Consider the following 26,741-nt stretch of genomic DNA (forward strand, 5'->3'; position numbering starts at 1 on the left):
CTTTAAAGATTTTTGCCTATAAATTCGGATATATGGGCTTTTGCCTCAGCTTCGTCCGAACCGTCAAAGGTGAGCGTTATGGTATCTCCGCTGCGTACACCTAAGCCCATTACTGCAAATATCTTTTTTGCGTCGGCGGTTTTTCCGTTTCCGTCAATGGTTATGGAGCAGCTATATTTTGCACATTCCTTTACAAGCATTCCGGCAGGGCGTGCATGAATACCGTTTGGATCTTTTATAGCATAAGTAAATTCAGTCATTTTGATTATCCTCCGAGTTAAAATTGTTTATGGAGTTAATCTTTGCAATATGGAATTTTTTATGCGTGAAAAAAATTCCTATGACAGATAAAGTCATAGGAATGAAAAATTCAGTATTGATTATGCAAATGTAAGAACTATATATCCGATATATATAATCAAAATTACGAAAAATGCCGGAGTAAATACTTTTTCCGCAAAGCCGTCCTGAGGTTTGTAATCAAAAACCGTTTCGTTATATACGGGAAGAAATTCGTTGTCCGTTAAAATCATATTGTCGGCAGGAAGAGAAACAGTCCTTCTTCTGCCCATAAACTTCAATATGATGTATATAAGCGGTATTGATATTACAGTCATAAGTACATAAGGCAGAACGAGCTGGCCTATTGTCATTTCGGAGGCTGCCGCTGCTTCTGTAATTGTGTTTGTGAGTTCTTCTGTAAATTCGGTATCGGTTGTAAACCTTGAAAAAATAAGCTGACTGAAGTTTATAGTAAAATGAACAACGATTGTCGGTATTATTGAGTTTGTTTTATAAACAACATAGCACATCAACGCACCCATTGCAAAAGCATAAAGAAACTGCTGTGCATCAAAATGGGCGATTCCGAAAAGAACGCCGGTAAGCAGACAGGCTGTTTTTAACGGAATATTTTTAAACTGTGAAAACAATGCACCTCTGAAAAACATTTCCTCGCATACAGCCGGAATTAATGCTGTTGATATAACGGATATTATCAGCGGTGAATCATAGGTAACAGCCATATATTCCGATACTTCATTTGGAAATATTATCGTCGAAAGCATGGATAAAAGCGACATTGCCGGTTCAATGGCAAATGCAAGGAATATAGCAAGAATAATATCTAAAACAGGAACTTTGTTGAATTGATATATATTTTTCACACTGTCCTTTGAAACCGCAATACATATCAGAAGAAGTGGAATAAACATAATAAGCTGACCTATTATGTTATAGAGCATTAAATCGATATTCTCTAAGCCGGGTATGGAAAACAATACGAAACTACTTCCAAAATATAAAACTATGAATATAAAAAACATTATATAAGCTCTTTTTACTTTAGACAAAATAAAAACTCCTTTATTAAATAGTGCTGTCTGTGTCATCAATATCATTATTGATTTCGGTATCAATGTCATCTTCATCATATGACCAGTCGTTTGAATAGTCATCGGGAATATCGGGATTTCCGTTAGGATATTTTTCACGATAACGACGGTTTATGGCCTCAGATAAGAAAAGCTTTACGGAAGCAACAACCGGAACGGAAATGAACATACCCAATGCACCGCCGAAATATGCACCAATAGCTATTGCAAAAAGCACCTGCAACGGCGAAAGACCTGTCGGATCACCGAGAAGTCTGGGACATATAAGATAGTTGTCTATCTGCTGGATTACCAGTATGTAGATCAAAAGCCAAAGAGCTTTTATTGGGCTGACAAGCAAAACGATAAATACAGCAGGCACTGTTCCTATGAACGGGCCAACATATGGTATCATATTGGTTATGCCTATTACAACACTTATTACTAAAGCGTAAGGTATTTTTAAGATTATCATGCCGACAAAGCACATAAGACCGAGAACTATTGCATCAAGAAGTTTTCCGAGAACATAATTCTGGAAAATAATATTAACACGCTGCATATTGTGGATATACCCTTCCGCACGATCTTCCTTGAACATTGCAAGACACAGCTTTTTGCATGAGGCGGCAATACTTTCCTTTGTTGAGAGCATATAAAAGCTTATAATTATTCCGATTATAAAATTAATAACAGTCGAGAATATATTCACTGTTCCGTTTATAAAATCAGATATGTTCTTGCCTTCTGACATATATGTTTCCATAAGCTCCGGAAGATTTGCAAGCTTTTGTCTTAGAGGAATTATAAGCTCCATTATTGTGTTTATAATGGTTGTTCTTGTTTCCTCATCAAGCTTTGCGAGATAAACCGGCAGTTTTTCGGAAAGAGAATCCAGGTTATCCGGCAGAGTGTAAATTAGCATTGAAAAGCTTTTTCCTACCGTAGGTATCATATAAACCATAAGCCATATAAAACAGCCTATGAATATTGTATAGGTTATTAATATAGTAAGATTACGCAGAGCTTTAGGACGCTTGCGTAAGCCGTTTATATTGTTTCCGAGAAATTTTTCAAGAAAATTAACGAGTGGCGTAAAGAAATATGCAATGCAGAAACCGTATATAAAAGTAATAAGAATATCCTTTATTCTGCCAACAAAGCTTTCGGCAGATGCAAAAAATACATCGACATTGTCAAGAAATTTTGAAAGAAGTATACAGGCAGCAAGAACGATAAAGCTGTATATTGCTATTTTGGTATACTTTTTATCCGGTCTGAATTTACGCAAGCTTATCACCTCTCGGAAATATTTTCAATTTGATTGTACCATAATGTACAGCTTATTGCTATATAAAGAAAATCCATTAATCGTATTAAAATCTTAAATAAATGTTAAAGAAACCTTAAGCCGATTGACTACAAAGTGGATATAAGGATATACTGGAAATACGATAAATAAAATTTTAAATGTCATTAAATAATTCGGGAGGATAAGAATATGGCTGACCGCATAGATGAAGATAAAATAAAAGGCTTTGCATCGGATTTTAAAAAAATAGAAGATGAAATATCCAAGGATATTATCGGACAGAAGGATATAATACATAAAATAATTATTTCTATGATTGCAGACGGAAATGTACTTCTTGAAGGTCTTCCCGGAACAGGAAAAACACAGCTTGTAAAGACCGTTGCAAGAGTAATGGATTTAAGCTTTTCGAGAATACAGTTTACGCCGGACTTAATGCCTGCCGACGTTACCGGTACAAACATGATGGACGCCGAAACAGGTACGGTTTCCTTCAAAAAAGGCCCTGTATTTGCAAACATTGTGCTTGCCGACGAGGTAAACAGAGCAACACCCAAAACACATTCGGCACTTCTGGAGGCAATGCAGGAGAAAACGGTAACAGCCGGAAACACAACATATAAGCTTCCCGATCCGTTCTTCGTTCTTGCTACACAGAACCCGTTGGAGCTTGAAGGAACATATCCTCTTCCTGAGGCACAGCTTGACCGATTTATATTTAAGCTTGACGTTAAGTTCCCTTCAAAAGAGGAGCTTTTGAGCATTGTAAATATAACGACCGGAACAAGAGGAGCGCAGGCACAGAAGCTTTTTAATGCAGACAAAATAAAAGAAATGCGAGATATGGCACTTGAGGTTCCTGTTGCCGACGCCGTTGCGGAATATGCAATGAATGTGATAATAAAGAGCCATCCGGAGCTTGAGGCATCACCGGAGGCGGTAAAGAAATATGTACGTTACGGCTCAAGTCCGAGAGGCGCACAGGCAATAATAAAGACAGCAAGAATAAATGCACTTGCATCGGGAAGATATAATGTTTCGTATGATGACATTAAGGCAGTTGCCTATGATGTTTTAAGACACAGAGTTTTCCTCAACTTTGACGCACTTTCGGACGGAATAACGGTTGAAAACATAATTGATGAGCTTATTAAGGAATAAGGTGTAAGCTATGCTTAGAGATATACTTACAAATGAATATCTTTCAAGGCTTGAAGTGCTGGATATGTCCATACGCAAAAGGCTTTCGGCGGCACCTTCGTCCGGAGCACGAAAATCCTCCTCAAAGGGTTCGTCAATAGAGTTTTCGGATTTTCGTGAGTATGCACAGGGCGATGATTTGAGAAGGGTTGACTGGAACAGCTATGCACGATTCGGAAGACTGTATACAAAGCTTTTCAATGAAGAAAGACAAGCCTCGATAAATATAATACTTGACGGAAGTACGTCAATGCGGCTTTTTGAGAAAAAGCTTGATTTTGCACAGGCAGTTGCTGCATCGGTTGCATACATAGCACTGAACAATTCCGATAAGGTAAATATATTTATTGCTGACGGAATGAATCTGGAAAAATGCACCGGACTTGTTTCGAAACAGGCGTTTTCCAGATGTGTAAATTTCATAGCAGAGGAAAGAAAAGGTGGGGAAACTTTTCTCAATAAGTTTTCCGAACAGCTTGCCAATGAAAGACTCGGTGACGGTGTTTCAGTTATAATATCGGATTTCTTTTCCAATGATGGATATGATAAGGCTGTTAAGCTGTTAAAAGGAAAGAAACAAAATGTTATAATGGTTCAGATTTTGGATTTCAGCGAGGTTGAACCACAGGAAAAAGGCAATGTAAGGCTGATTGACAGTGAAACAGATGCAAAAAGAGAGCTTGAAATAACGCCGGAGGTTGTTGACAGATATAAAAAAGCTCTTGACAATTATAGAAATGAACTCAGAGAATTTGCGGTAAGGAATGAAACTGCATTTTATAGCTTTGATACATCTATGCCGATTATGGCGGCGGTTGGAGAAATAATAAAATAATTTAAGTTGAAAAAGCTCGTATTTTAATATACGGGCTTTTTAGCATATTTTTTGACTGAATGAAATTGAAATTAGTTTATTATGTTAGTATAATATAACAGAATATGTTAGCAAATGCTAATGTTTAAGCTTTAAACCTTAGTTTAACAATTCTTATGCAAAAATGTCGTAAAGAAGATTTTTATTGCGTAATAGGGATTTGTTGACGAAGGTTTTTTAAAAGATGCAATGTTAGCTAAGACAAACAAAAATCTAAAGAAAGAAGGGGTATTTAAAATGCAGAATTTCCAAAAGCAGATTGGAAAAAAGGTTTTAAGCTGTGTAATTGCATTGCTTATGGTTGTTTCAATGCTTCCGTTTGCGGCATTTACAGCTTTTGCCGAAACACAAAGTATATCATTTGTTACAGATACGATAACACCTGATACAAAAAAGGTTGAGGTAAATATCGGACAGGCAGTAACAGGTGGATTTGCAAAAATAATTCAGATTGACGGTGATGAAGAGTATAATCCGGAGAAATTATTTCAATATGACGGATTAAGTGGTGTTATCGGTTATAAAAACATCACCGAAGGAAGCAATACATTTGATTTGGTGTCAGAACCGACAGAAGGCATGGATGTATATGCAGTTCTTCGTGATACTTCATCCAGAGAATCACAGGAATATGTTGCAGGGCCTATTAAGGTAACAGCATCACATGGCGGTGGAGAAGAGGAAGCACCGACTACCGATCAGATACTTAAAGGCTGTGAAGTAACAATAGACGGCTATGAAGACAGCAAGATAACAGAGGACGCAACATCTTTAACAGCAAATGTAAAGCTTCATAAGAGCGTTGAAAGCTGCTATATGATAGTTATTTCATATCCTGCAAATGTCGAGTTTGATCCCGACAGCAGTGCAGTAAAGGTGCTTTACAGCGGAAGAGTAGTAGACGGCGAAACATATACATGCAATTTTGCTAAATCAAATCTTCCGTTACAGGTAGGCCAGAAGGTAAGTGCATATCTTAATGTTCCCATCGGAGATGACAATTACAGACAGGTACGTTCCAGAGAGCTTGTCGTTGTTGACGAAAATGGTGAAGGCTTTAAAGAGTATGTATGGCCAGAAGTAAGTATAGCAGATACAGAATTGAAGGCAGGAGATACAAAGCTCCACATCAACTTTTCGGCAGATGACAGACTTCTTGCATATGCAAAGGATGAAAATGTGGATTTCCACATGACTATTTCAATTCAGCAGTATCCTAAGGACGAGAAGTTTGACTTTGAAGGAGATTATATGCGCCAGATGATTTCGCCCATGCAAGTGAGCGAAAATCTTGATAATTATGAAGTAACTCTCAATGAGCCGCTTCTTGCAGGCTATCGTGTTCGTGCGGTTGTATATTGGTTACAGAATAAGGAGCTTTTCATTCCGAAAGGAAATGACTATGAGGCAGCCGGAATACACGATGATTCAGTGCTTATTCCCGAAGAGCCTGTTGCACCTTCATTAAAAATCAATGCAGAAAAAATCAAAGCTGGAGCAACAAATGTAAGCATTGAGGTTGCCGGTGACATAGAATCGGGCACTATGCTTATAGTAAGACAGTATGCTACATTAGACGATGTAGGAACAGATAATTGGAATTTCTTCGGAAGCACATCTGTTTCGGAAGCAGGAAATGTTTCTGTTGATAAAAATTCAGTTGCTCAGGAGCTTGAGGCAGGCGAATATGTTGCGGCTGTTCTTATGAAGAGCGGAACAGTTATTGCAACTTCAAATGCGGTGCCTGTTGTTTCGGAAACAGAGGTTGATAAGCCTGTACTTACCGTAAACGGAAATGTTTTTGAAGGCGACAAAACAGTAAGCCTTAATGTAAGCAAAACAGATTTAATTCTTTCCGGAAAAGGCATGATAAATCTTTATGTAGCTGATTCAAACGGAGAAGTAGATGTATGGGGCGGTGCTGTTTCAGTAGGAAGCAAGAGTCCTGTTGTAAGCGGAGATAATGTTGAAATACCTGTTACAGGAGAATTAAAGGCAGGAGATATTATTGTTCCGTATATCTACTACTATGATGTTGATGCGGACAGACAGTATTATTATCCCGGAACAGCATTTACAGTAAAGGCTGCCGTTGAAGGAGATAACTTCACTGTTTCTCCCGAAACAATAACAGCAGACACAGAAAGCATTACGGTTTCTGTAAACGGATATGATTCTTATAAAGACGGTTATGTATTTGCTAAGCTTGCAAACAGTGAAAATACTGATCCCGATTCGGCAACATTCATTGGAGGCGGAAAGAAATATACAGGCAGTGGAACATATACATTTGATACAAAGGGCAAGCTTACTCCCGGAAAATATGTGCTTGTATATCTTTACAAATATGATGTTGATACAGACAGAACAAATTACAGCGATAAGCTTTATCTTCCCATAACAGGAAAGGTAGAAAAAGAGCCCGTTGTTGAAATAACATCATCAAAGACTCTTTCAACAGATAATGCAATTTATGTGAAGGCTGATTATGATGCAGAGCTTACTGGACAGTTAGATATTTATACATACAGCTATGCCGGTGAATTTGATCTTACAAATGAAAACAATGTTCTTTTATATACAGGAAATGTAACACCGAGCGAATATGGCAACAAAGTAAGCTTTACAGACGCACTCACAGCAGGCAACAAAATTGTTGCTGTTCTTACACTCAATGGAGGAGAAAGCAGGGTTGTTAAGGTTTCTGATTCTAAAACAATACAGGCACCTCCTCAGATTACAGAGCCTTCAGCATACATAAGAGAAGAGCATATTTCCGAAGGCGATACTAAGATGGATGCTTATATCAATTTCGAAAAATATTACTATGATAAAGTAAGCTATGTTGTTTACAACTATACAGGTGATACACTTGACGAAAGCACAGCCAAGATAGCTGCACAGGGCGATAATATATATAATCCCGGTCAGTTGTCAATAGGCTTTAAGTCAGAGGTTAAACCTCTTGAGGCAGGTTCAAAGCTTGTTATCAAGCTTATACTTGTTAAGGACGATAAAACAAAGACAGTATATTCAAACGTAAAGGTTGTTGAGGCTGCACCCGATTGGGCAACACCTACCGTTTCAATAGACGTTGCGGCAGTGAGAACAACAGATACAACAATTCCCGTAACAGTAACATATGATAAGGGATACACAGAGATGAGTGACTACTATTGCAATGTAACAGCTTATCAGTTCCCTTCAACATATACAGATGATGATTTTGAAAAGAAAGAGCTTCATGAAAATACAACAATAACAAAGCGTGTCGGTCAGTGCGATGCAAATAAGGAACAGAAGGAATACCTTACAACAATAAGCATTCCGGTTAAGGCTGATGTGCTTGAGGCAGGAAAACGACTTATTGTTAAACTCAGACTTCCTCATCCCGAATGGGCAGGCGAAGAGGCTGATTATCTTTCATATTCAGTACCTGTAATAGGTGCTGATGAAGAAGCTCCTGTCGCAAAGGTACTTCTCTTCAATCTCGGTGAAGACACTGTAAAGGGAAGCAAAATAAGAAATATCCTTAAAGAAATGGGTATTGAGACAGTAACGGTTGAAAAGAGTGAGATTAATCAGACAGTAGGTTATCTTGCAGGTTTTAAGGGATATAACGGAGATGCGGAGAAGTTTACAGGCGAAGGCTATACATCAGAGTTCATGCTTATGAGCAGCTTAAGTGAAACACAGCTTGACAACTTCCTTGCGAAGATGAGAGAAGCCGATGCGGTTATAGACCACAAGGCAATGGTAACAGAAACAAATAAAGAATGGAGCTTCAAACAGCTTATCGGCGAAATCGAAGAAGAGCATGAAACAATGCAGGCTTGGAACGCTTTAGGCAATGTAATAAAAGAGGCTGAAAAGTTAAAAGAGACAGATTATAAGGCTGAGGACTGGGCTAAGTTCAAAGAGGTTCTTGATCAGGCTAAGGAGCTTTACGGCTATGAAGCATCGGCTAAGGATTACAATGATGCGGCAGCCGCATTAAAAGAAGCTTATAAAGAGCTTACGGGAACAAGCCTTGATAAGGTAAAACACACAGTAACAGTAGAAGGCAGCAAGGCTTCAAACACAGGTGCCGGAGAATATCTTGCCGGTGAAACAGTAATAATTTCCGCAGGCAAGAGAAGCGGATATAAATTCAAGGGCTGGACAGCTGATGGTATTAAATTTGAAGATGAAAGCTCGGCAGATACAACATTCGTTATGCCTGATGAAAATGTAACAGTTACGGCAGAATGGAAGAAAGTAAGCAGTGGTTCATCTTCCGGCGGAAGCGGCAGCTCAGAAAAGGATTACAGTGTAGTCAAGTCAGACGTTGATAACGGAACAGTAAAGGTAAACAAAACATCTGCATCAAAGGGCAGCAAGGTAACAATTACGGTTACTCCCGATAAAGGATATAAGCTTGATAGCCTTGTTGTGACAGACAAGAACGGAAACAAAATTAAGCTTATAGACGAAGGTGACGGAAAGTACTCATTTGAAATGCCGTCATCAAAGGTAGAAATAAAGGCAGAATATGTGCCTGTTGAGGAAAGCACAGACGATGACCAGAGCACCTCAACAGACGGTTTCATAAATCCCTTCAATGATGTTAATAAAAACGATTGGTTCTATAATGCAGTTAAATATGCTTACGAAAACAACATTATGAGCGGCGTTGCCAATAACGAGTTCGGTGTAAACAGCAGTGTTTCAAGAGGAATGGTTATTGCCGTACTCCATCGTATTGAAAACGAGCCTGATGCAGGTTTATCAACATTTACAGACGTAAGTTCGGATAAATATTATGCAAAAGCAATCGCGTGGGCTAAGGAAAACAATATCGTAAACGGTTACGATGAATATACCTTCGGACCCGATGATGTTATCACAAGAGAACAGCTTGCGGCTATATTATACAGCTATGCACTTTACAAAGGCATGGACGTAAACGAAAGTGGAAACTTAGCGATATTTGTTGATACGGAAAGCATATCCGCATGGGCAAAAAAGGCTGTTACATGGGCAGTTGGCGAAGGCCTTATCTCCGGAAAAGGCAACGGAAACCTTGCTCCTCTTGCAACAGCATCAAGAGCGGAAGCGGCACAGATATTTATGAACTTTCTTGACAAATAATTTTAAGACAGAATAATATTTAAAATTAAGGGTGAATGGCTTTTTAACGGCTTTTCACCCTTAGTCTTTATAGAGTTGTCTGAAATTTTTCTGTACTTTTAAGCTTTTATATTAAGGAAGTCTTTTATTTATTTACGGAATCGAATTTGTGTGGTAAAATACTATATCAGAGTTTGTTTTAAAGGAGATAAATCGATGAAGCTTGGTTATCTTGGCCCTAACGGAACCTTTTCCGAACAGGCGGCAATGATATATGCTAATAAACAAGAGGATGTATGTGAATATAAAATATTTTCGACAATAACCGATGTTATAGAGGCGGTTACGGACGGAACTGTGGACGAAGGAATAGTTCCTTTGGAAAACTCAATAGAGGGTACTGTTACAAGTACTATGGATAAGCTGATTTTTGATGTTCAGCTGTATATAAAGTGCGAGCTAATACTTAAGGTAAATCAGAACCTTATGGTTAAAAAAGGCACGGAGCTTAAAAATATCAAAGAGGTTGTGTCACATATGCAGGGTATTGCCCAGTGCAGAAAATATTTAAAGGATATGGGATTTACACATACCTCTACGGTCTCGTCAACTGCTGAGGCGGCTCATATTGTTGCAGAAAGTGACGGAACGCTGGCGGCTGTTGCTCCCGAAAGAGCAGCTGAGGTTTACGGACTTGAAATAATCGGAAAAAATATTGCCGATGATGATACAAACTCAACAAGATTTGTTGTTATATCAAAGGCGGAAGGAAAACTTCAGGCTAATAAAAAAACAAGCATAGCTTTTACGCTTGATGATGACAACAGTCCCGGACAGCTTTACCGTGTTCTGGATATTCTTAATATATATGATATAAATATGGTTAAAATTGAATCAAGACCGGCTAAACATAAGCTTGGTACATATGTTTTTTATATTGACCTTGTTGCTGATAACGATGATGATCTTAATGATGCCATAAAACTTCTTAAAAGAAAGGTATCGTTTTTTAAATATCTTGGAAGCTATTTATCTATTGATTGAGGACTGACGGTGGCTAATATGGATAATGATGATTTTAAAAAAAGTAATGACTTTTTGATTATTCTTCTTTTTGCTGTGCTTGGTGCAATAGGTGTTATTGTCGGCGGAATTTTCGGCATAGTTATTATTGCGGCAGAGGCTGTCATTGCTACTGTAATAAAGAAAAGACGGCTTATGCAGCAGAAGGAAAAGATAGAAGAGCCTGCCGAAGAGGACGATGAGCCGGAGGTGGTCGTGAAAAACGATATACCTGTGCCATATGCGGTGATTGACGGCGAATTTAACCTTATAGGCTGTAATGAGGAGTTTTATCAGCTTATGGGGCTTAAATGCTTTAAGGATCTTAATATTAAAGAAAAAATACCGGAATACAATGAGCATCTCAATAATCAGATAGTCAGTCTTAATGACAGACAATACCGCATCTATTCTTCTCATGCGGAGCTTACAGACGGAAGCATAGCCAATTCTTTATGCTTTATGGATGTTACCGAGCTTACAACGCTCAGAAAAAGCCTTGAAAACGATAAAACCGTTGTCGGACTTATATATATTGATAACTATGATGAGGTTATCGAAAGTGTTGATGATTCTGTTATACCTATGCTTACTGCCATTGTGGACAGAAAGCTTACGGCAATGGTACATGATGCAAAAGGTATACTCAAGAAAACGGAAAAGGACAGATATTTTTTCTGTATTGCGGCAGAAGAGCTTACAAAGCTCCAGAAAAACAAGTTTGAAATACTCAATGAAATAAGAGAGATAACAATAGGTGAGCATATTCCCGTTACTTTGAGTATAGGTATCGGAATAGGCGAAGCTTCACTTGAAGCTGCAATGAAGAGTGCAAAAGCGGCTATCGACCTGGCTCTCGGACGAGGCGGCGACCAGGCACTTATCAAAAACGGAGAGAAATATATATTTTACGGCGGAAAAAGCGGAGAGGTATCCCATAATGCCAGAATCAGAGCAAGAGTTAAGGCAGATGCACTTTCGGAGCTTATTACTGAATCCGAAAAGGTATTTGTTATGGGACATAAAATTCCTGATTCGGACTGCTTTGGTTCTGCAATAGGCATATACCGTATATCAAAGGCATTGAATAAGGACTGCCATATAATAATTGATGAAGTTCCGACAATAATAAGCAAAACTGTTTCTAAGTTTACTGCCGGTACGGATTATGAAGGGCTTATTATCGATTCACAGACAGCATGGCAGGATCTTACCGAAAACACACTGCTTGTTATTCTTGATACGCATATAAACAGCAGAGTTGAATCTGTTGATGTTCTGAATAAGGCAACTAAGGTCGTTGTGTTTGACCACCACAGAAAGAGCACAGATTTCATTGATAAGGCGGTTATGGTTTATCATGAACCGTATGCTTCGTCAACGAGTGAGCTTATAACGGAAATGATACAGTATATCGGTGAAAAGGTTAAAATTAAGCCGCTTGAGGCTGATGCACTTCTTGCCGGAATAACTGTTGATACACAGAATTTCAGCATGAAAACGGGAACAATTACCTTTGAGGCTGCTGCATATCTTAAAAGATGCGGAGCAGATGGCATAAGAGTAAGAAAGCTTTTGCAGGAGGATATGAGTGTGTTCCGTGCAAGAGCCGCTGCTGCGGCAAATGCCGAAATGATAGCAGACGGAATGTATCTTTCCATATGCCCTTCTGATTACGGAAATTCAGCAGTTACAGCCGCACAGGCGGCAGATGAGCTGCTTGATGTTGAAGGTGTTAAGGCATCATTTGTGCTTTGTGACGACAGAAACACAATATTTGTCAGTGCAAGAAGCCTTGGTGAGGTCAATGTGCAGGTTATACTTGAAAAAATCGGCGGTGGCGGACATCAGACGATAAGCGGTGCCCAGTTTAAAAATACGAATATTGAGGCTGTAAAGGAGCTTGTGAAAGAGGCTGTACAGCAGTATATAGAGGAGGCAAATTGATATGAAACTTATATTACTTGAAGATGTAAAAAGCGTTGGTAAAAAGGGTGACATCGTAAACAAAAACGACGGCTATGCACTTAATTACCTTATTCCTAAAAAACTTGCGGTTGAGGCAACAAAGGCAAATATGAATGACCTTGAGCTTAAGAAAAAAGCAGAGGAAAAGAGAAAGAAAGAGGAGCTTGAAGAGGCTAAGAAAATTGCCGAACAGCTTAATGACAAGGTTGTAAAGGTAAGCGTAAAGGCAGGAGAAAACGGAAAGGTATTCGGATCCGTAACAAACAAGGAAATTGCCGATGCACTTGCAAAGCAGACAGGAATGGATATAGATAAAAAGAAAATTTCTTTTGACGCTCCCATTAAGATGGTAGGCAGAAGAATTGTTAAGATTAAGCTTCATCCTCAGGTAACGGTTGAGCTTGCGGTTGAAATAGCCGGAGAATAATAGATTTTTTGATACAAAGGAGAGATTATCATGGAGCAGTCACAAAATGACAATAATTTAATACAGAAGAGAATGCCCCATGATATTGATGCAGAACAGGCTGTGCTTTCGTCCATATTTATGGACAGAGATGCGGCCGCTGAGGCATTTGAAATATTAAAAAGCGAGGATTTTTACTCACCGGAAAACAAGGCTGTCTTTGAGGCGGCCTTTGAGCTTTATACAAAGGGGACACCTATTGATGTCGTTACCGTAAAAAATAAGCTCGAAGAAATGAATGTGTTTAACGAAATCGGCGGCGTTGAAACGCTTGCCAATATTGTCGGTGCGGTAGGAAGCTCCGTTAATGTAAGAAATTATGCGAAAATAGTTGAGGAAAAGTCCGTTCTCAGAAGATTAATCAAGCTTTCCGGAAACATTTCCGAAATGAGCTACAAAGGTGCGGAAAATATAAACGATATTCTCGATAAAGCTGAAAAGGGAATATTCGATGTTATGCAGAACCGAAATACGGACAGCTTTTCTTCAATTATGGACGTTGCCTATAATACGTTCTCAAAAATAGAGGAAATATATAACTCGAATGAGAAAATAACAGGTATATCAACCGGCTTTGTTGATTTTGATGCAAAGACAGCCGGACTTCAGAAATCCGATTTTATACTTATTGCGGCAAGACCGTCTATGGGAAAAACAGCGTTTGCGCTTAATATTGCCCAGAATGCGGCTGTAAAACAGCATGTTCCGGTTGCTATATTTTCTCTGGAAATGAGCAAAGAACAGCTTGTAAACCGTATGATGTGTGCTGAAGCACTTGTTGACGCACAGAAGGTAAGAACCGGTGACCTTAATGCCGATGACTGGAGCAAGCTTGTCGATGCAATGGGTGTGCTCAGTGAGGCACCTATATATATTGATGATACTCCGGGAATTACGGCAATGGATATAAGAGCAAAATGCAGAAGGCTTAAGCTTGAAAAAGGGCTCGGACTGGTTGTAATCGACTATCTCCAGCTTATGAGCGGAAACGGGAGAACCGATTCACGTCAGCAGGAAATATCGGAAATATCCCGTTCACTTAAGGCTATTGCAAGAGAGATAGAGGCTCCGGTAATAGCACTTTCGCAGCTTTCCCGTGCCTGTGAGGCAAGAGCGGACCACAGACCTATGCTTTCCGACCTTCGTGAGTCGGGAGCTATAGAGCAGGATGCCGATGTTGTTACGTTCCTCTACAGAGATGAATATTATTTTCCGGAGTCGGAAAAGAAAAATGTTGCCGAACTTATTATAGCTAAACAGAGAAACGGCCCTACGGGAACGGTAAACCTTACATGGTTGGGACAATATACAAAATTTGCAAATATGGCTCCTCAATATTAAGTGCTGTTATCTAATACTAACAAAATTTTGTCATGTTTTACGCAAATTTTTCTTGCAATTTTTTGTATTATGTTATAAAATAATAAAAGATTTTATTTGAGGAGGTGTATTCAAATGGCATACCATATTGGTTCAGAATGCATCGGATGTGGTGCATGTGCAGCAGACTGTCCTACATCTTGCATCGTAGAAGACGGTGGCGTTTTCAAAATCAATGAGGGAGATTGCATCGAGTGTGGTGCATGTGCAGGTAACTGTCCTGTAGGAGCTCCTAAACTTGCTTAATTTCCATTATAAAGTGAAATTTATGTAGATCTACATAAAAAAAGGAACTGCTTTCAGAAGTAGTTCTTTTTTTATGCCTTTTAACGGTGATGAATAGAATAGGGCGGAGAAAAAGGTTGTTGATACTTTTCTGATATATGCTGAAGTGTGAGTGGAAATGTTTGAGGCTTTAGGATATAATTTAGATAAGTAAAGATGAATATGATTGTAAAAAGGAATATGAGGGTATGGAGTCGCTTTTTGAACGATATAAGAAATTGAATATAAATGGTTCTTTGATAGGCCTTGAGCATATTGAAGATGTTTGCGGATACTTTTGTTATCCTATCAACGCAAAGGCGATAGGCTTTGAAGGGAATATTATGTATTGCTTTATTGAGCCTTATGGAGATATGGTTTTTGCTTGCAATCCCGATACCTGTGCCGATGCTTTTGTATATCCTTTGGCAAAAAGCTTTGAGGATTTTATGCGTCTTATTATTGCTTGCGGTTCAACTAATCCTATTGAGCAGATTGTGTGGATGGATAAAAATAAATTTATAGAGCATCTAAAAGAAGAGAAAGCGATCCGAACGGAGGAGCAGAAAGCAACAATAAAATATATAGAAACAGAGTTAGGTATTGCTCCTATGGATAATCCTTATGAATATGTAAAAGAAATACAAGCATATTTTGATAATAGCGGTATTGAGTATAGTGATGAATATTATGACATACTGGGGATTGAGAGAGAACAGAAAAAATAATTTTTGGTTTGATGAATAATGCTTTTATTTATAGATTTTAATACCATTCTAAGTGTGGCTGTGTTCTTAAATTACTTAAGTATTGACTACGTTGGCTGAGTTTTATTCAATGTATTTGAAATAATACTTGACTTTTGCTATTTAACGTGATAGTATTTGATTTGTTAAAACCTATGACGAAGAGTAGTAGACTTATTCCGGAACTTCAAAGCGAGCTGTCGGTGGTGAGAGGACAGTATTTTTCAATAAGTACGAATGGACTTCTGAGGGCAGAACGAACGGTTTTCTTAGTAGTTTCTGACGGGTGTTTCTGTACCCGTTATCAAAGAGAAATGTATGATTGTACATTAGAGTGGCTTTAGGGCAAATTGAGTGGTACCACGATTATAATTATGTTTATAACCGTCTCAAACGATTAGTTTGAGACGGATTTTTTTATTTATGAATGAATTTAAAATGTGTTTAAGGGGGAAATATTATGAAAAAGAGAATTTTAGCGATGGTATTTGCAGCAGCAATGGTGTTATCAACAGCAGCCTGCTCATCATCAACATCAAACTCAGGTTCAACAACAGATACAAAGGAAACAACAGATACAACAGACGGAACAACATACAAAATCGGTATTTCACAGTTTGCTGAGCATGGTTCACTTGACAACTGCCGTGAAGGCTTTATACAGGGACTTGCGGAAGAAGGCATTGTTGAAGGCGAAAACCTTGAAATTGTTTACCAGAACGCACAGGCTGACACAGGAACAGCCGGACAGATTGCAGACAGCTTTATTTCAAGCGGCGTTGATATGATCTGCGGTATAGCTACACCGGCAGCATTAAGCGCATACAATGCAGCAATGAAGACAGATATTCCTGTTATATTCACAGCTATAACAGATCCCGTAATGGCAGGCCTTGCAAACGAGGACGGAACACCTGTCGGAAATGTAACAGGTACAAGTGATAAGCTTCCTGTTGAGGCACAGCTTGAAATGATAAGAAAAATTCTTCCCGATGCAAAGACAATCGGTATTCTTTACACAACAAGCGAAGTAAACTCAGAATCAGCAATTAAAGAATATGAAGCACTTGCAGGAAAATACGGATTTGAGCTTGAAACAGTAGGTATCAGCACAATAGCGGATATTCCTCTTGCAATGGATAACATAGTTACAAAGGTTGACTGTATCTCTAACCTTACAGACAACACAGTTGTACAGGGACTTGCAACAGAAATTTCTAAGGCAACAGCAGCCGGCGTTCCGGTATTTGGTTCAGAAATTGAACAGGTTAAGAACGGATGCTTTGCAACAGTTGGTCTTGACTATGTAAGTCTTGGTGTTCAGACAGGTAAAATGGCAGCAAAGGTATTAAAAGGTGAGGCTAAGGCTTCGGAAATGAATTATGAAACAATCTCAGAATGCGGATTATACTTAAATACAGCAGTTGCAGATAAGCTTGGAGTAATAGTAGACGACGAATATGCGTCAACAGCAGTAGAGGTTTTTGATACAATAGCAGAACAGTAATAGGTTTTTATGGAAGGGGCAGTAAAGACATGGGTATACTCATAGGAGTATTGGAACAGGGCCTTATATACGGAATAATGGCTCTTGGAGTTTATATAACATATAAAATACTTGATTTTCCGGATTTGACAACAGACGGAAGCTTTCCGGCAGGTGCGGCTATAACAGCCGTTCTGCTTACGAAAGGTATAAATCCATATCTTTCACTGCTTATATCCTTTATATCGGGTATGGTGATAGGTGCACTTACAGGTATTATACACGTTAAGTTTAAGGTTCGTGACCTTTTAAGCGGAATTATAATGATGACAGCGCTTTACAGTATAAACTTAAGAATAGCCGGAAAGGCGAATGTACCGCTTTTCAGCCAGAATACTGTTTTTGACAACAGCTTTGTCAATTCAATATTTCCGCAGTCACTTGTTCTGTATAAAACGGTAATAATTGCACTTATACTCACTCTTATTACTAAGTTTATTCTTGACGCCTATCTCAATACAAAGAGCGGATTTCTTCTCAGAGCCGTAGGAAATAACGAAACACTTGTGACCACGCTTGCAAAGGATACAGGACTTGTTAAAATACTCGGCCTTGCCATTGCCAACGGCCTTGTTGCAATGAGTGGCTCAATAATGTGCCAGCAGCAGAGATTTTTTGATATATCAATGGGAACGGGTACGGTTGTTATCGGTCTTGCAAACGTAATAATAGGTACAAATGTGTTTAAAAATGTTTCGGCAGTTAAGGCAACGACAGCGGTTCTTTTCGGAGCTGTTGTATATAAGGCTTGTGTTGCTTTTGCGATATCAAGAGGCTTAAGTGCAACGGATATGAAATTTATTACGGCATTTTTGTTCCTAGTGATACTTGTAATAACTATGGACAGAAAAAAGAAGGTGAAGAAAAATGCTTGAGCTTAAGAATATAGATAAATATTATAATGTAGGTACTGTAAACGAAATGTGCCTTTTCAATGATTTTAACTTTACGGTCAATGACGGTGAATTTGTTTCGGTTGTCGGCTCAAACGGTTCAGGCAAAACCTCTATGCTTAATCTTATATGCGGAAGCACATATGTTGACGGCGGCCAGATAATAATGAATGGCGAGGACATAACAAACAAAAAGGAATTTTTAAGATATAACGATATAGGAAGAGTATATCAGAATCCTTCAATGGGAACATGCCCCGATATGACAATATTGGAAAATATGGCACTTGCCGATAATAAGGCAAAAAGCTACGGTTTAAGCCTTGGAATAAACAAAAAACGTATTGAGTATTACAAAGAGCAGTTAAGTACTCTTAATCTCGGTCTTGAGGACAAGCTTCATATAAAGGTCGGTGTTCTTTCCGGAGGACAAAGACAGGCTATGGCTCTCCTTATGGCAACAATGACTGATATTAAATTCCTTATATTGGACGAGCATACTGCGGCACTTGATCCCAAAACGGCAGACCTTATTATGAAGATAACCGATGATGTGGTAAGAGAAAAGCATTTGACCACAGTTATGGTAACACATAACCTCAGATATGCCGTTGAATATGGCAGCAGACTTATAATGATGAATCAGGGCCATATAGTTATGGACAAAGGCGGAGATGAAAAGGCAAACCTTAACGTAGATGATATACTTGATGTATTCAATAAAATAAGTATTGAATGTGGAAACTGATTGAAACTGTATTTGAATTAAAACCGTATCGGATTAATGACATTTGTGCGTTAATTTGGATACGGTTTTTGTTTTTAATGCTGGTGTTATGCCGATAACAGTAATATAATAAGGATATATTATTTAATCTTTGTGTATAAAGGAGAGTGTGTATAAATGAAGGTTTTGGTACTCGGCGGAGCCGGATACATAGGCTCGCATACCGTTAAGGCATTATGTGAGGAAAATATAGATGTTGTTGTTGCTGATAATCTTGTTACGGGACATATTGAGGCAGTTGACAGCAGAGCAAAGTTTTATAAAGGTGATATAAGAGATATTAATTTTCTTGATGATCTTTTTTCAAAGGAAAAAATTGATGCGGTAATACACTTTGCGGCATATTCACTTGTAGGCGAAAGCGTTACTGATCCGCTTAAATATTATGATAATAACCTTTGCGGTACAAAGGTATTGCTTGAGAGCATGGTCAAAAATAATGTAGATAAAATTGTATTTTCGTCAACAGCCGCTACATATGGCGAGCCGGAGAACATTCCCATTCTCGAAAGTGACAGAACAGAACCGACAAATCCATATGGCGAAACAAAGCTGTCTATGGAAAAAATGTTTAAGTGGACAGCAAATGCTCATGGACTTCGTTTTGTATCGCTCAGATATTTCAATGCCTGCGGTGCAGATGAAAGTGGAAAAATAGGCGAGGCACATAATCCCGAAACACATCTTATACCGATTATTCTCCAGGTGCCTAACGGACAGAGAGAGTTTGTAAGTATATTCGGTAACGATTATCCTACAAAGGACGGAACATGTATAAGAGACTATATACACGTTACCGACCTTGCACAGGCACATATTTTAGCAGTCAAATATCTTATGAATGGCGGAAACAGCGATATATTCAATCTCGGAAACGGAGTAGGCTTCTCGGTAAGAGAGGTTATCGAGACAGCAAGAAAGGTAACGGGACATCCTATACCGGTAAAAGATGTGGAAAGACGTGCCGGAGATCCTGCACAGCTCATTGCGTCAAGCGAAAAGGCTAAAAAGGTTCTTGGTTGGAAGCCTGAGCATGACAGTCTTGAAGAAATTATTGCATCGGCATGGAACTGGCATAAAAATCATCCAAACGGATATACACATTAATGTTAAAAACAACAAAGATAAAAACACAACGCAGAAGAAACTCTGCCAGAGCCGGTAGGTAGTCCGGCCGCATCTTAAAATTAACAGATGTAAGTAACCCTCCCTCCTTGGGCCGTCCGTTCTTTGTTCATATCAATTTATTTAAGGAGGAATTGTCGTGGACAAAGTATCTATTGAGCTTACAGTTTTATTTGACGGACAGTTTTGGATGGGAGTGTTTGAAAGCACATCTGAAAACAAGCTGTGTGTATGCCGTACCGTTTTTGGTGCAGAACCAAAGGACGGAGAGGTATATAATTTTATAATCGGAAAATATTATAAGCTCAAATACAGTCCGGCTGTTGCAGCTGTTGTAAAGGAAAAAATAAAAAATCCCAAAAGACTTCGAAGAGAGATAAGAAAAGCCGTTGAAAACAACGGAATAGGAACAAAATCTCAGCAAGCCTTGAAAATACAACAGGAGCAGGCTAAGCTTACAAGAAAATCAAATAGGCATGAGAAAAATATGCTTGAAAAGTATTTGAGGTTTAATCTGAAACAGCTAAAACGCAAGGAAAAGCATAAAGGTCATTAATAAAAATGCAGTCAGTGAATAAAACTGACTGCATTTTTGTTATTTGTTCGATTTTAAATAGGTTATGAAATATACCGCTGCCGCAATAAGAACCATTGTTGCTCCGGCAGCTGTTCCGGCGTAGAAGGATATAACAAGTCCGGCAATACCGCAGACGAGAGCGATAACTGTGGAAATTATATGATACTGCTTTGAATTTGAACATATGTTTCTTGTTGCCGCTGCCGGAAGAATGAGCAGGGAATTTATTGTAAGAATACCTATCTGCTTTATAGAAATCATAACGGCTATGGCTATGGTTACAACAAAAATATTTTCTATAAGTGCGTTTCGTATTCCTCGGCTTGCTGAAAGCGAAGGATTAATGCTTAAAAGCAAAAGCTGATTATATATAAAATACCATATTATATATACAACTATAAGGAATATAGCCATTATCTTTATATCAGCCGGTGAAATTGTAAGTATATCACCTATAAGATATGATGAGTATTTTGCAAAGCCTCCGCTTTTGGAAAGTATGACTATACCGAGTGCAATAGATGTTGACGAAAATACGCTGATTACCGTATCGGAAGAGGTTTTTGTGTTGCTTTTTACCTTTCTTATGGCAAGGCCGAATATTATTCCGAATATGATCATGCTTATTATTACGTTTTTTGTTCCGAGTATTACGCCTATTGCTATGCCTGTAAGAGCACTATGACCGAGTGCGTCTGAAAAGAAGGCCATCTTGTTGTTTACTGCCATAGTTCCGAGCATACCGAAAAGAGGTGTAAGAAGAATTGTCGCAAGCAATGCGTTTTTCATAAAGTCAAACTTTATGAAGGAAAACGGAATAATTGCTTCCATTATATTATATATTGTCTGCATTGTTTTCTGCCTCCTTTAAGGTATAGCCGAATATATTTTTGAACGCTTCGGTTTGAAAAACTTCGTTCGGTGTACCCTGTGCGATTACTGTTCTGTCCATTAAAACTATTCTGTCAGCATAGTGCTTTATAAGCCCGATGTCATGGGAAACGAGAAGAATGGCCATATGATATTTGCTTCTCAGCTCGGTTACTTTTTTATAAAACATATCAAGACCGTTTATGTCAACGCCCGAAACAGGTTCATCAAGTATAAGAAGGTCGGGCATAGGCTCTATTGCGGTTGCGAGAAGAACTCTTTGCAGTTCACCGCCGGAAAGCTCTCCGAGAGTACGGTCGATAAGATGTCCGGCATTAAAATCATCAAGTCTTTTTTGGATACTGTTTCTAAGCTCTTTTTTAACTCTGAGCCATACCGGACGTTTTGTTACCGTTGATGCCATAAAGTCCAGCACGGAAACAGGAGTGCTTTTGTCAAAAGCAAGTTGTTGCGGCACATATCCTGTTTTATGTGTTGTTATTTGATTGCTGTTGTTATCGAAATATTTTATTTCGCCGGTATGTGGACGTTCGTTAAGCAGGGCTTTTATAAGAGTTGTTTTGCCGGAGCCGTTTTTACCTATTAGTGCTGTAAGCTCTCCGCAGTGAAATTCCATGTTTACGTTTGATATAATAGGTTCGTTTCCGTCGTATACGGCGAGATTTTCTATGTTTACACGGTGCAGACCGCAATTATTGTGTATACTCATTTTAATCCTCCGTTTATTGCATTTTCCAATATGTTTGTATTGTTTATCATAGCTTTCACATAGCTGTCGGCAGAATAATCTCCGGTAAGAACAGGATCAAGTCTTATGACCTTTGCGTTTGTTTCTCTTGCTATTGTGTCGGCGATAAGCTCTCCGGCATCATCTGCCGTTATCAAAAGCTGGATGTTGTCCTCATTTACTGAATTTATTATTTCCGCAAGCTCCTTTGCGGACGGACTTTGGTTTTCATCAAGCTCGACACAATATGGAATGTCCATATTGTATGAAAGCTCAAAATATTCAAATGCTTCATTAAATACACAGGCTTTTATGCCACTGCCGTCAAATGAAGGAATTGAAGAAAGTGAATCAATAAATGCTTTTGTGTTATTTTTAAATACTTCGCTGTTTTCCGGCATTGCCTCGCATAAGGCGTTGCATATATTTTGTGCCTGTATTGCGGCATTTTCGGGATAAATCCAGAAATGAGCGTTTTCCTCATGGTCATGCTCATGCTCATCGAGATTGCCTTCATCGTGCTCGTCAATCTCGATTGTTCCTATTGATGTATCAATTATGTTCAAATCGGGATATAATGCAAGAGCATTATCAAGAAAGCTTTCCATACCGCCGCCGTTAATTATAAAAATATTGGCTTTATCAAGTTTTTTCATATCCGTTGTTGAAAGCTGATAATCATGCAGACAGCCGGTTTGAGGCGGTGCCATATTTTCGAGCGATATTCCGTCGGCATCTCCTATTACGTTTTCGGCAATGACATACATCGGATAAAATGATGTCATGACGGTTAAATTATTATCCTGAGTACTTTCGTCCGGCTTTGAAGCGGAACATGCGGAAAGCATTGACACTGACAGTGCAGACAAAATTATAATTGACAGAATGTGTTTGAGTTGTTTCATATATATAATTACCTCCGTAAGGCATTTTGTAAATGCAAATGATTTGCGTTTAAGTGCAAGGACTATTATATTATCATATTTGGTGATATGTCAATATTTTTTATTGCAGTAGTTAAAATATTGTGTTATATTCAAATGACGAAAAACGATATATTTTAAATTAATATAGAAAAGGATGAAACGCTATGAGATATAAATATGAAACAAAAGGCACTTGCTCAAGACTTATCGAGTTTACGGTTGAGGACGGAATACTTAAAGACGTAGTTTATACAGGCGGCTGCAACGGAAACCTTCAGGGAATTTCAAAGCTTGTCGAAGGCATGAAGGTTGAAGACGTAATTGCAAAACTTAAGGGAGTAAGATGCGGAATGAAGAGCACAAGCTGTCCGGACCAGCTTGCAACGGCACTTACAGCAGTTCTTGAAAAACAGAAAAACGCTTGATAAAATTTGTTGACAAAGGGCGGTACTTATGATAGTATCGATATGATTGGCATAGGTATGCTTGTTTTAGTGTGCCGTTTTTGCCTTTGAATTTAATAACAGGAGGTGGAAGTTGTGAGAACAAGAATTACCTTAGCATGTACAGAATGCAAGCAGAGAAACTACAGTATTACAAAGGATAAGAAAACTCATCCTGACAGAATGGAAACAAAAAAATATTGTAGATTCTGCAAAACACACACTCTCCATAAAGAAACAAAGTAATTTGAGCTCGAAGGGAGTGAAAATGTAATGGAAGAAGAAAAGAAAACCACAAACCCAAACGAAAAAAACGAAGTGAAAAAGACTGCGGCTAAAAAGACCGATAAGAAAAAGAATGATAAGAAGAGCTTATCTGAAAAAGCGGCTGACTGTAAAGCTGAATTCAAAAAAATTATCTGGCCTAATCGTGAAACAGTCAGAAAAAATACAATCACAGTAATTTGCACATCTTTGATAATCGGTGTTATTATTTTCGGAATGGATACTGTTTACACAACAGTTATTAATTTAATTGTAGGCCTTTTAGGCTGATTTAAAAAGGAAGATTGTTATGTCAGAAGAAATCAATAAGCCGGTTGAAGGCGAAAGCAGATGGTATGTTGTTCATACTTATTCCGGATATGAGAACAAAGTAAAAGCTAATATCGAAAAAATCGTTGAGAACCGTGGTATGCAGGATTATGTTCATGAGGTAAGCGTGCCTGTTCAGGAGGTTGTTGAAATGAAGAACGGTCAGAAAAAGACTGTTCAGAGAAAGACATTTCCCGGATATGTGCTTATCAAAATGATTATGAATGAGGATACATGGTATATAGTAAGAAACACAAGAGGCGTTACAAGCTTTGTAGGCCCCGAAAGCAAGCCCGTTCCGCTTACTCCCGAAGAAGTAAGAATGATGGGTATTGAAACTGTTTCCGAAAACTTTGATATGGAGGTTGACGATACTGTTAAGGTTGCATACGGACCTTTTGTTGATTCAATCGGAAAGATCAAAGAAATCAATGAGCAGAGAAAGACTGTTACGGTTGTTCTTTCGATATTCGGTCGTGAAACACCGGTAGAATTCGACTTTAACCAGGTTATCAAGATGTAATTGTTCGTTTTTGGAAAGCATGTCCGTTTTCGGATGTGCGTGGGAGGGACAGTTCCCCGTTAATTACCACATTTTATAGGAGGTGCCACAATGGCAAAGAAAGTAACAGGTTATATTAAATTACAGATTCCGGCTGCAAAGGCAACACCGGCTCCCCCGGTAGGTCCCGCTCTTGGTCAGCACGGTGTAAATATCATGGGATTCTGCAAAGAATTCAATGAAAAAACAGCATCTCAGGCAGGTCTTATTATCCCTGTTGTAATCACAGTATATCAGGATAGAAGCTTCACATTTATCACAAAGACTCCTCCCGCAGCAGTTCTTCTTAAGAAGGCTTGCAAGATTGAGTCAGGTTCAGGTGTACCCAACAAAACAAAAGTAGCTAAGATTTCTAAAGATGAAGTTATGAAAATCGCAGAAATGAAAATGCCCGATCTTAACGCTGCTAACCTTGATTCCGCATACAGCATGATCTGCGGTACAGCAAGAAGCATGGGTATTGTTGTAGAGGAATAAGGAGGGTACAGTAATGAAAAGAGGAAAGAAATATACAGAAAAAGCTAAGCTTGTAAACAGAGCTACGCTTTATGATACAGATGAAGCTATCAAACTTGTACAGGAAACAGCTGCTGCAAAGTTTGATGAGACAGTTGAAGCACATATTCGTTTGGGCGTTGACAGCAGACATGCTGATCAGCAGGTTCGTGGTGCCGTTGTTCTTCCACACGGTACAGGTAAAACAGTTCGTGTATTAGTATTTGCTAAAGGTGATAAAGCTGATGAAGCTTTAGCAGCAGGAGCAGATTTTGTTGGCGCAGAAGATCTTATCCCTAAAATTCAGGGTGAAAACTGGTTCGGTTTCGACGTTGCAGTTGCTACACCTGATATGATGGGTGTTGTTGGTCGTCTTGGTCGTGTACTTGGACCTAAGGGCTTAATGCCTAACCCCAAGGCCGGCACAGTTACAATGGATGTAACAAAGGCTATCAAGGATATTAAAGCTGGTAAGATTGAATACCGTCTTGACAAAACAAACATTATCCATGTTCCCGTTGGTAAGGTATCATTCGGTACAGAAAAGTTACTCGAAAACTTCCAGACTCTTATGAGCGCAGTTCTCAAGGCTAAACCTGCAACTGCAAAGGGCCAGTATCTTAAGAGCGTTGTTATTACATCAACAATGGGCCCCGGCATCAAAATCAACCCTGCAAAGATTTCTGAGTAATCAGTGCTTGACAGGCATTGACTTTTGAGATATAATCAAATAGTTGAATATTGCCGCAGACAGCAGGTGCGAAAGCATAAAAGGTGAAAACCTTGCCAGCCGAGGAGACTTGATTAAAAAAGAGTACTTGAGCCCCTTTGTCTGCAATGACGAAGGGGCTGTTTATTTACGGCAATCCTTATAAAAAACTTAAGGAGGTGTTAAAATGGCAAAGATCGAAGCAAAACAGGCCGTTGTTAACGAAATTAAAGAAAAACTTGACAAGGCTGTATCACTTGTACTTGTTGATGCAAGAGGACTTACAGTTGCTGAGGATACAGACTTAAGAAAACAGCTCAGAGAAGCTGGCGTTGATTACAAAGTATACAAAAATACAATGATCAACTTCGCAATTAAAGGCACACAGTTTGAAGGTGTTTCTCAGTATCTTGAGGGACCTACAGCAGTTGTTATCGCATATGAAGAAGCAACAAAGGGTGCTGCTATTGTTAAAAAAGTATCTGAAACAGCAAAGAACCTTGAATTTAAGGCCGGCGTTGTAGAAGGTATCGTTTATGATGCAGAAGGTATCAAGGCTATCGCTGACATCCCTTCAAGAGAAGTTCTTATTTCCAAGCTTCTCGGAAGCTTCAAGAGCCCCATTTCTTCATTCGCAAGAGTTATTCAGGCGATTGCAGACAAGGACAACGAAGCAGCAGCTGAATAATTTATTCGGCAAAGAACAGAAATT

Annotated in this window: 27 protein-coding genes and 2 other annotated features; of the genes, 21 read left to right on the forward strand and 6 right to left on the reverse strand. The window is 38.8% G+C overall.

Annotation, left to right across the window (positions count from 1 at the left end; translation table 11 throughout):
- Nucleotides 1–2: 2 nt before the first annotated feature.
- The 3 genes from KQI66_RS05490 to KQI66_RS05500 all read right to left on the reverse strand — a co-directional run bounded on the left by KQI66_RS05490 (nucleotide 3) and on the right by KQI66_RS05500 (nucleotide 2,664).
- Entirely contained in the window at nucleotides 3–260 is a 258-nt protein-coding gene (locus KQI66_RS05490) for an HPr family phosphocarrier protein (protein WP_216427674.1), read from the reverse strand.
- Nucleotides 261–380: 120 nt separating this feature from the next.
- On the reverse strand, nucleotides 381–1,244 hold the full coding sequence (locus tag KQI66_RS05495) for a CPBP family intramembrane glutamic endopeptidase (protein WP_216427675.1): 864 nt from the start codon (nucleotides 1,242–1,244) through the stop codon (nucleotides 381–383).
- Nucleotides 1,245–1,368: 124 nt separating this feature from the next.
- The gene (locus KQI66_RS05500; RefSeq protein WP_216427676.1) at nucleotides 1,369–2,664 is read right to left on the reverse strand and encodes an AI-2E family transporter; all 1,296 of its coding nucleotides are present in this window, start codon (nucleotides 2,662–2,664) and stop codon (nucleotides 1,369–1,371) included.
- 210 nt (nucleotides 2,665–2,874) lie between these two features.
- Here KQI66_RS05500 and KQI66_RS05505 point away from each other — a divergent pair, with 210 nt between their 5' ends.
- The 14 genes from KQI66_RS05505 (at nucleotide 2,875) to KQI66_RS05570 (ending at nucleotide 20,661) form a co-directional block, all read left to right on the forward strand.
- Complete coding sequence (locus tag KQI66_RS05505; protein WP_216427677.1) at nucleotides 2,875–3,846, forward strand: AAA family ATPase; 972 nt, start codon at nucleotides 2,875–2,877, stop codon at nucleotides 3,844–3,846.
- 10 nt (nucleotides 3,847–3,856) lie between these two features.
- Complete coding sequence (locus KQI66_RS05510; protein ID WP_216427678.1) at nucleotides 3,857–4,720, forward strand: DUF58 domain-containing protein; 864 nt, start codon at nucleotides 3,857–3,859, stop codon at nucleotides 4,718–4,720.
- Nucleotides 4,721–4,996: 276 nt separating this feature from the next.
- Nucleotides 4,997–9,889 (forward strand): DUF3783 domain-containing protein, encoded by a 4,893-nt coding sequence (locus tag KQI66_RS05515; RefSeq protein WP_216427679.1) that lies wholly within the window; start codon nucleotides 4,997–4,999, stop codon nucleotides 9,887–9,889.
- 195 nt (nucleotides 9,890–10,084) lie between these two features.
- Nucleotides 10,085–10,912, forward strand: coding sequence for a prephenate dehydratase (gene pheA, locus KQI66_RS05520; RefSeq protein WP_216427680.1), 828 nt, complete (start codon nucleotides 10,085–10,087; stop codon nucleotides 10,910–10,912).
- Between the two features lie 18 nt (nucleotides 10,913–10,930).
- Nucleotides 10,931–12,877, forward strand: coding sequence for a DHH family phosphoesterase (locus KQI66_RS05525; RefSeq protein ID WP_216427681.1), 1,947 nt, complete (start codon nucleotides 10,931–10,933; stop codon nucleotides 12,875–12,877).
- 1 nt (nucleotide 12,878) lies between these two features.
- Nucleotides 12,879–13,325, forward strand: coding sequence for a 50S ribosomal protein L9 (gene rplI / locus KQI66_RS05530; protein WP_216427682.1), 447 nt, complete (start codon nucleotides 12,879–12,881; stop codon nucleotides 13,323–13,325).
- Between the two features lie 30 nt (nucleotides 13,326–13,355).
- Entirely contained in the window at nucleotides 13,356–14,705 is a 1,350-nt protein-coding gene (gene dnaB, locus KQI66_RS05535; protein ID WP_216427683.1) for a replicative DNA helicase, read from the forward strand.
- Nucleotides 14,706–14,819: 114 nt separating this feature from the next.
- A complete protein-coding gene (locus KQI66_RS05540; protein ID WP_216427684.1) occupies nucleotides 14,820–14,990 on the forward strand; it encodes a DUF362 domain-containing protein in 171 nt (56 codons plus the stop codon).
- Nucleotides 14,991–15,217: 227 nt separating this feature from the next.
- Nucleotides 15,218–15,736, forward strand: coding sequence for a hypothetical protein (locus tag KQI66_RS05545; RefSeq protein ID WP_216427685.1), 519 nt, complete (start codon nucleotides 15,218–15,220; stop codon nucleotides 15,734–15,736).
- A gap of 164 nt (nucleotides 15,737–15,900) precedes the next feature.
- Nucleotides 15,901–16,149 (forward strand) — a binding site (T-box leader).
- Nucleotides 16,150–16,214: 65 nt separating this feature from the next.
- A complete protein-coding gene (locus tag KQI66_RS05550; protein ID WP_216427686.1) occupies nucleotides 16,215–17,261 on the forward strand; it encodes an ABC transporter substrate-binding protein in 1,047 nt (348 codons plus the stop codon).
- Nucleotides 17,262–17,290: 29 nt separating this feature from the next.
- A complete protein-coding gene (locus KQI66_RS05555; protein WP_216427687.1) occupies nucleotides 17,291–18,175 on the forward strand; it encodes an ABC transporter permease in 885 nt (294 codons plus the stop codon).
- Nucleotides 18,168–18,941 (forward strand): ABC transporter ATP-binding protein, encoded by a 774-nt coding sequence (locus tag KQI66_RS05560; protein ID WP_216427688.1) that lies wholly within the window; start codon nucleotides 18,168–18,170, stop codon nucleotides 18,939–18,941. Before KQI66_RS05555 ends, KQI66_RS05560 begins: the two co-directional genes overlap by 8 nt.
- Nucleotides 18,942–19,097: 156 nt before the next feature.
- A complete protein-coding gene (gene galE / locus KQI66_RS05565) occupies nucleotides 19,098–20,087 on the forward strand; it encodes a UDP-glucose 4-epimerase GalE (protein ID WP_216427689.1) in 990 nt (329 codons plus the stop codon).
- 157 nt (nucleotides 20,088–20,244) lie between these two features.
- On the forward strand, nucleotides 20,245–20,661 hold the full coding sequence (locus KQI66_RS05570; protein ID WP_216427690.1) for a YjdF family protein: 417 nt from the start codon (nucleotides 20,245–20,247) through the stop codon (nucleotides 20,659–20,661).
- A gap of 39 nt (nucleotides 20,662–20,700) precedes the next feature.
- Here KQI66_RS05570 and KQI66_RS05575 read toward each other — a convergent pair whose 3' ends face one another.
- Genes KQI66_RS05575 through KQI66_RS05585 form a run of 3 tightly spaced genes read right to left on the reverse strand, consistent with a single transcriptional unit; the run spans nucleotide 20,701 to nucleotide 23,205 of the window.
- Nucleotides 20,701–21,534, reverse strand: a complete 834-nt coding sequence (locus tag KQI66_RS05575) for a metal ABC transporter permease (RefSeq protein ID WP_216427691.1) — start codon at nucleotides 21,532–21,534, stop codon at nucleotides 20,701–20,703.
- Complete coding sequence (locus KQI66_RS05580) at nucleotides 21,518–22,282, reverse strand: metal ABC transporter ATP-binding protein (protein ID WP_216427692.1); 765 nt, start codon at nucleotides 22,280–22,282, stop codon at nucleotides 21,518–21,520. Before KQI66_RS05580 ends, KQI66_RS05575 begins: the two co-directional genes overlap by 17 nt.
- Nucleotides 22,279–23,205: a metal ABC transporter substrate-binding protein gene (locus KQI66_RS05585; RefSeq protein ID WP_216427693.1), complete on the reverse strand. Its 927-nt coding sequence runs from the start codon at nucleotides 23,203–23,205 to the stop codon at nucleotides 22,279–22,281. The genes KQI66_RS05580 and KQI66_RS05585 overlap by 4 nt, the downstream gene beginning before the upstream one ends.
- 185 nt (nucleotides 23,206–23,390) lie before the next feature.
- On the opposite strand from KQI66_RS05585, the gene KQI66_RS05590 reads away from it, so the two are divergent.
- The 7 genes from KQI66_RS05590 to rplJ all read left to right on the forward strand — a co-directional run bounded on the left by KQI66_RS05590 (nucleotide 23,391) and on the right by rplJ (nucleotide 26,717).
- On the forward strand, nucleotides 23,391–23,651 hold the full coding sequence (locus tag KQI66_RS05590; RefSeq protein WP_216427694.1) for a TIGR03905 family TSCPD domain-containing protein: 261 nt from the start codon (nucleotides 23,391–23,393) through the stop codon (nucleotides 23,649–23,651).
- 114 nt (nucleotides 23,652–23,765) lie between these two features.
- On the forward strand, nucleotides 23,766–23,915 hold the full coding sequence (gene rpmG, locus KQI66_RS05595; RefSeq protein ID WP_216427695.1) for a 50S ribosomal protein L33: 150 nt from the start codon (nucleotides 23,766–23,768) through the stop codon (nucleotides 23,913–23,915).
- Between the two features lie 27 nt (nucleotides 23,916–23,942).
- Complete coding sequence (gene secE, locus KQI66_RS05600; protein WP_216427696.1) at nucleotides 23,943–24,224, forward strand: preprotein translocase subunit SecE; 282 nt, start codon at nucleotides 23,943–23,945, stop codon at nucleotides 24,222–24,224.
- Between the two features lie 19 nt (nucleotides 24,225–24,243).
- Nucleotides 24,244–24,786: a transcription termination/antitermination protein NusG gene (gene nusG, locus KQI66_RS05605; RefSeq protein ID WP_216427697.1), complete on the forward strand. Its 543-nt coding sequence runs from the start codon at nucleotides 24,244–24,246 to the stop codon at nucleotides 24,784–24,786.
- Nucleotides 24,787–24,876: 90 nt separating this feature from the next.
- Nucleotides 24,877–25,302 (forward strand): 50S ribosomal protein L11, encoded by a 426-nt coding sequence (gene rplK / locus KQI66_RS05610; protein WP_177937303.1) that lies wholly within the window; start codon nucleotides 24,877–24,879, stop codon nucleotides 25,300–25,302.
- A 13-nt stretch (nucleotides 25,303–25,315) separates the two neighbouring features.
- Nucleotides 25,316–26,011, forward strand: coding sequence for a 50S ribosomal protein L1 (gene rplA, locus KQI66_RS05615; RefSeq protein WP_216427698.1), 696 nt, complete (start codon nucleotides 25,316–25,318; stop codon nucleotides 26,009–26,011).
- Between the two features lie 35 nt (nucleotides 26,012–26,046).
- Nucleotides 26,047–26,185 (forward strand) — a sequence feature (ribosomal protein L10 leader region).
- A gap of 31 nt (nucleotides 26,186–26,216) precedes the next feature.
- Nucleotides 26,217–26,717 (forward strand): 50S ribosomal protein L10, encoded by a 501-nt coding sequence (rplJ, locus tag KQI66_RS05620; RefSeq protein WP_216427699.1) that lies wholly within the window; start codon nucleotides 26,217–26,219, stop codon nucleotides 26,715–26,717.
- Nucleotides 26,718–26,741 lie beyond the last annotated feature (24 nt).

Source organism: Anaerotignum sp. MSJ-24 (assembly GCF_018918145.1).
In the GTDB taxonomy this organism is placed as follows: Bacteria; Bacillota; Clostridia; order Lachnospirales; family Anaerotignaceae; genus Metalachnospira.

What these genes read in the sequence shown, in the direction of transcription:
- KQI66_RS05585 (WP_216427693.1), bottom strand. Translation starts at nt 23,205, where the DNA reads ATGAAACAACTCAAACACATTCTGTCAATTATAATTTTGTCTGCACTG.
- rplJ (WP_216427699.1), top strand. Translation starts at nt 26,217, where the DNA reads ATGGCAAAGATCGAAGCAAAACAGGCCGTTGTTAACGAAATTAAAGAA.
- KQI66_RS05590 (WP_216427694.1), top strand. Translation starts at nt 23,391, where the DNA reads ATGAGATATAAATATGAAACAAAAGGCACTTGCTCAAGACTTATCGAG.
- KQI66_RS05495 (WP_216427675.1), bottom strand. Translation starts at nt 1,244, where the DNA reads ATGCTCTATAACATAATAGGTCAGCTTATTATGTTTATTCCACTTCTT.
- KQI66_RS05575 (WP_216427691.1), bottom strand. Translation starts at nt 21,534, where the DNA reads ATGCAGACAATATATAATATAATGGAAGCAATTATTCCGTTTTCCTTC.
- KQI66_RS05515 (WP_216427679.1), top strand. Translation starts at nt 4,997, where the DNA reads ATGCAGAATTTCCAAAAGCAGATTGGAAAAAAGGTTTTAAGCTGTGTA.
- KQI66_RS05560 (WP_216427688.1), top strand. Translation starts at nt 18,168, where the DNA reads ATGCTTGAGCTTAAGAATATAGATAAATATTATAATGTAGGTACTGTA.
- pheA (WP_216427680.1), top strand. Translation starts at nt 10,085, where the DNA reads ATGAAGCTTGGTTATCTTGGCCCTAACGGAACCTTTTCCGAACAGGCG.
- rplK (WP_177937303.1), top strand. Translation starts at nt 24,877, where the DNA reads ATGGCAAAGAAAGTAACAGGTTATATTAAATTACAGATTCCGGCTGCA.
- KQI66_RS05525 (WP_216427681.1), top strand. Translation starts at nt 10,931, where the DNA reads ATGGATAATGATGATTTTAAAAAAAGTAATGACTTTTTGATTATTCTT.
- KQI66_RS05550 (WP_216427686.1), top strand. Translation starts at nt 16,215, where the DNA reads ATGAAAAAGAGAATTTTAGCGATGGTATTTGCAGCAGCAATGGTGTTA.
- KQI66_RS05580 (WP_216427692.1), bottom strand. Translation starts at nt 22,282, where the DNA reads ATGAGTATACACAATAATTGCGGTCTGCACCGTGTAAACATAGAAAAT.
- KQI66_RS05540 (WP_216427684.1), top strand. Translation starts at nt 14,820, where the DNA reads ATGGCATACCATATTGGTTCAGAATGCATCGGATGTGGTGCATGTGCA.
- rplA (WP_216427698.1), top strand. Translation starts at nt 25,316, where the DNA reads ATGAAAAGAGGAAAGAAATATACAGAAAAAGCTAAGCTTGTAAACAGA.
- KQI66_RS05545 (WP_216427685.1), top strand. Translation starts at nt 15,218, where the DNA reads ATGGAGTCGCTTTTTGAACGATATAAGAAATTGAATATAAATGGTTCT.
- KQI66_RS05510 (WP_216427678.1), top strand. Translation starts at nt 3,857, where the DNA reads ATGCTTAGAGATATACTTACAAATGAATATCTTTCAAGGCTTGAAGTG.
- secE (WP_216427696.1), top strand. Translation starts at nt 23,943, where the DNA reads ATGGAAGAAGAAAAGAAAACCACAAACCCAAACGAAAAAAACGAAGTG.
- KQI66_RS05555 (WP_216427687.1), top strand. Translation starts at nt 17,291, where the DNA reads ATGGGTATACTCATAGGAGTATTGGAACAGGGCCTTATATACGGAATA.
- KQI66_RS05490 (WP_216427674.1), bottom strand. Translation starts at nt 260, where the DNA reads ATGACTGAATTTACTTATGCTATAAAAGATCCAAACGGTATTCATGCA.
- dnaB (WP_216427683.1), top strand. Translation starts at nt 13,356, where the DNA reads ATGGAGCAGTCACAAAATGACAATAATTTAATACAGAAGAGAATGCCC.
- galE (WP_216427689.1), top strand. Translation starts at nt 19,098, where the DNA reads ATGAAGGTTTTGGTACTCGGCGGAGCCGGATACATAGGCTCGCATACC.
- KQI66_RS05505 (WP_216427677.1), top strand. Translation starts at nt 2,875, where the DNA reads ATGGCTGACCGCATAGATGAAGATAAAATAAAAGGCTTTGCATCGGAT.
- rplI (WP_216427682.1), top strand. Translation starts at nt 12,879, where the DNA reads ATGAAACTTATATTACTTGAAGATGTAAAAAGCGTTGGTAAAAAGGGT.
- nusG (WP_216427697.1), top strand. Translation starts at nt 24,244, where the DNA reads ATGTCAGAAGAAATCAATAAGCCGGTTGAAGGCGAAAGCAGATGGTAT.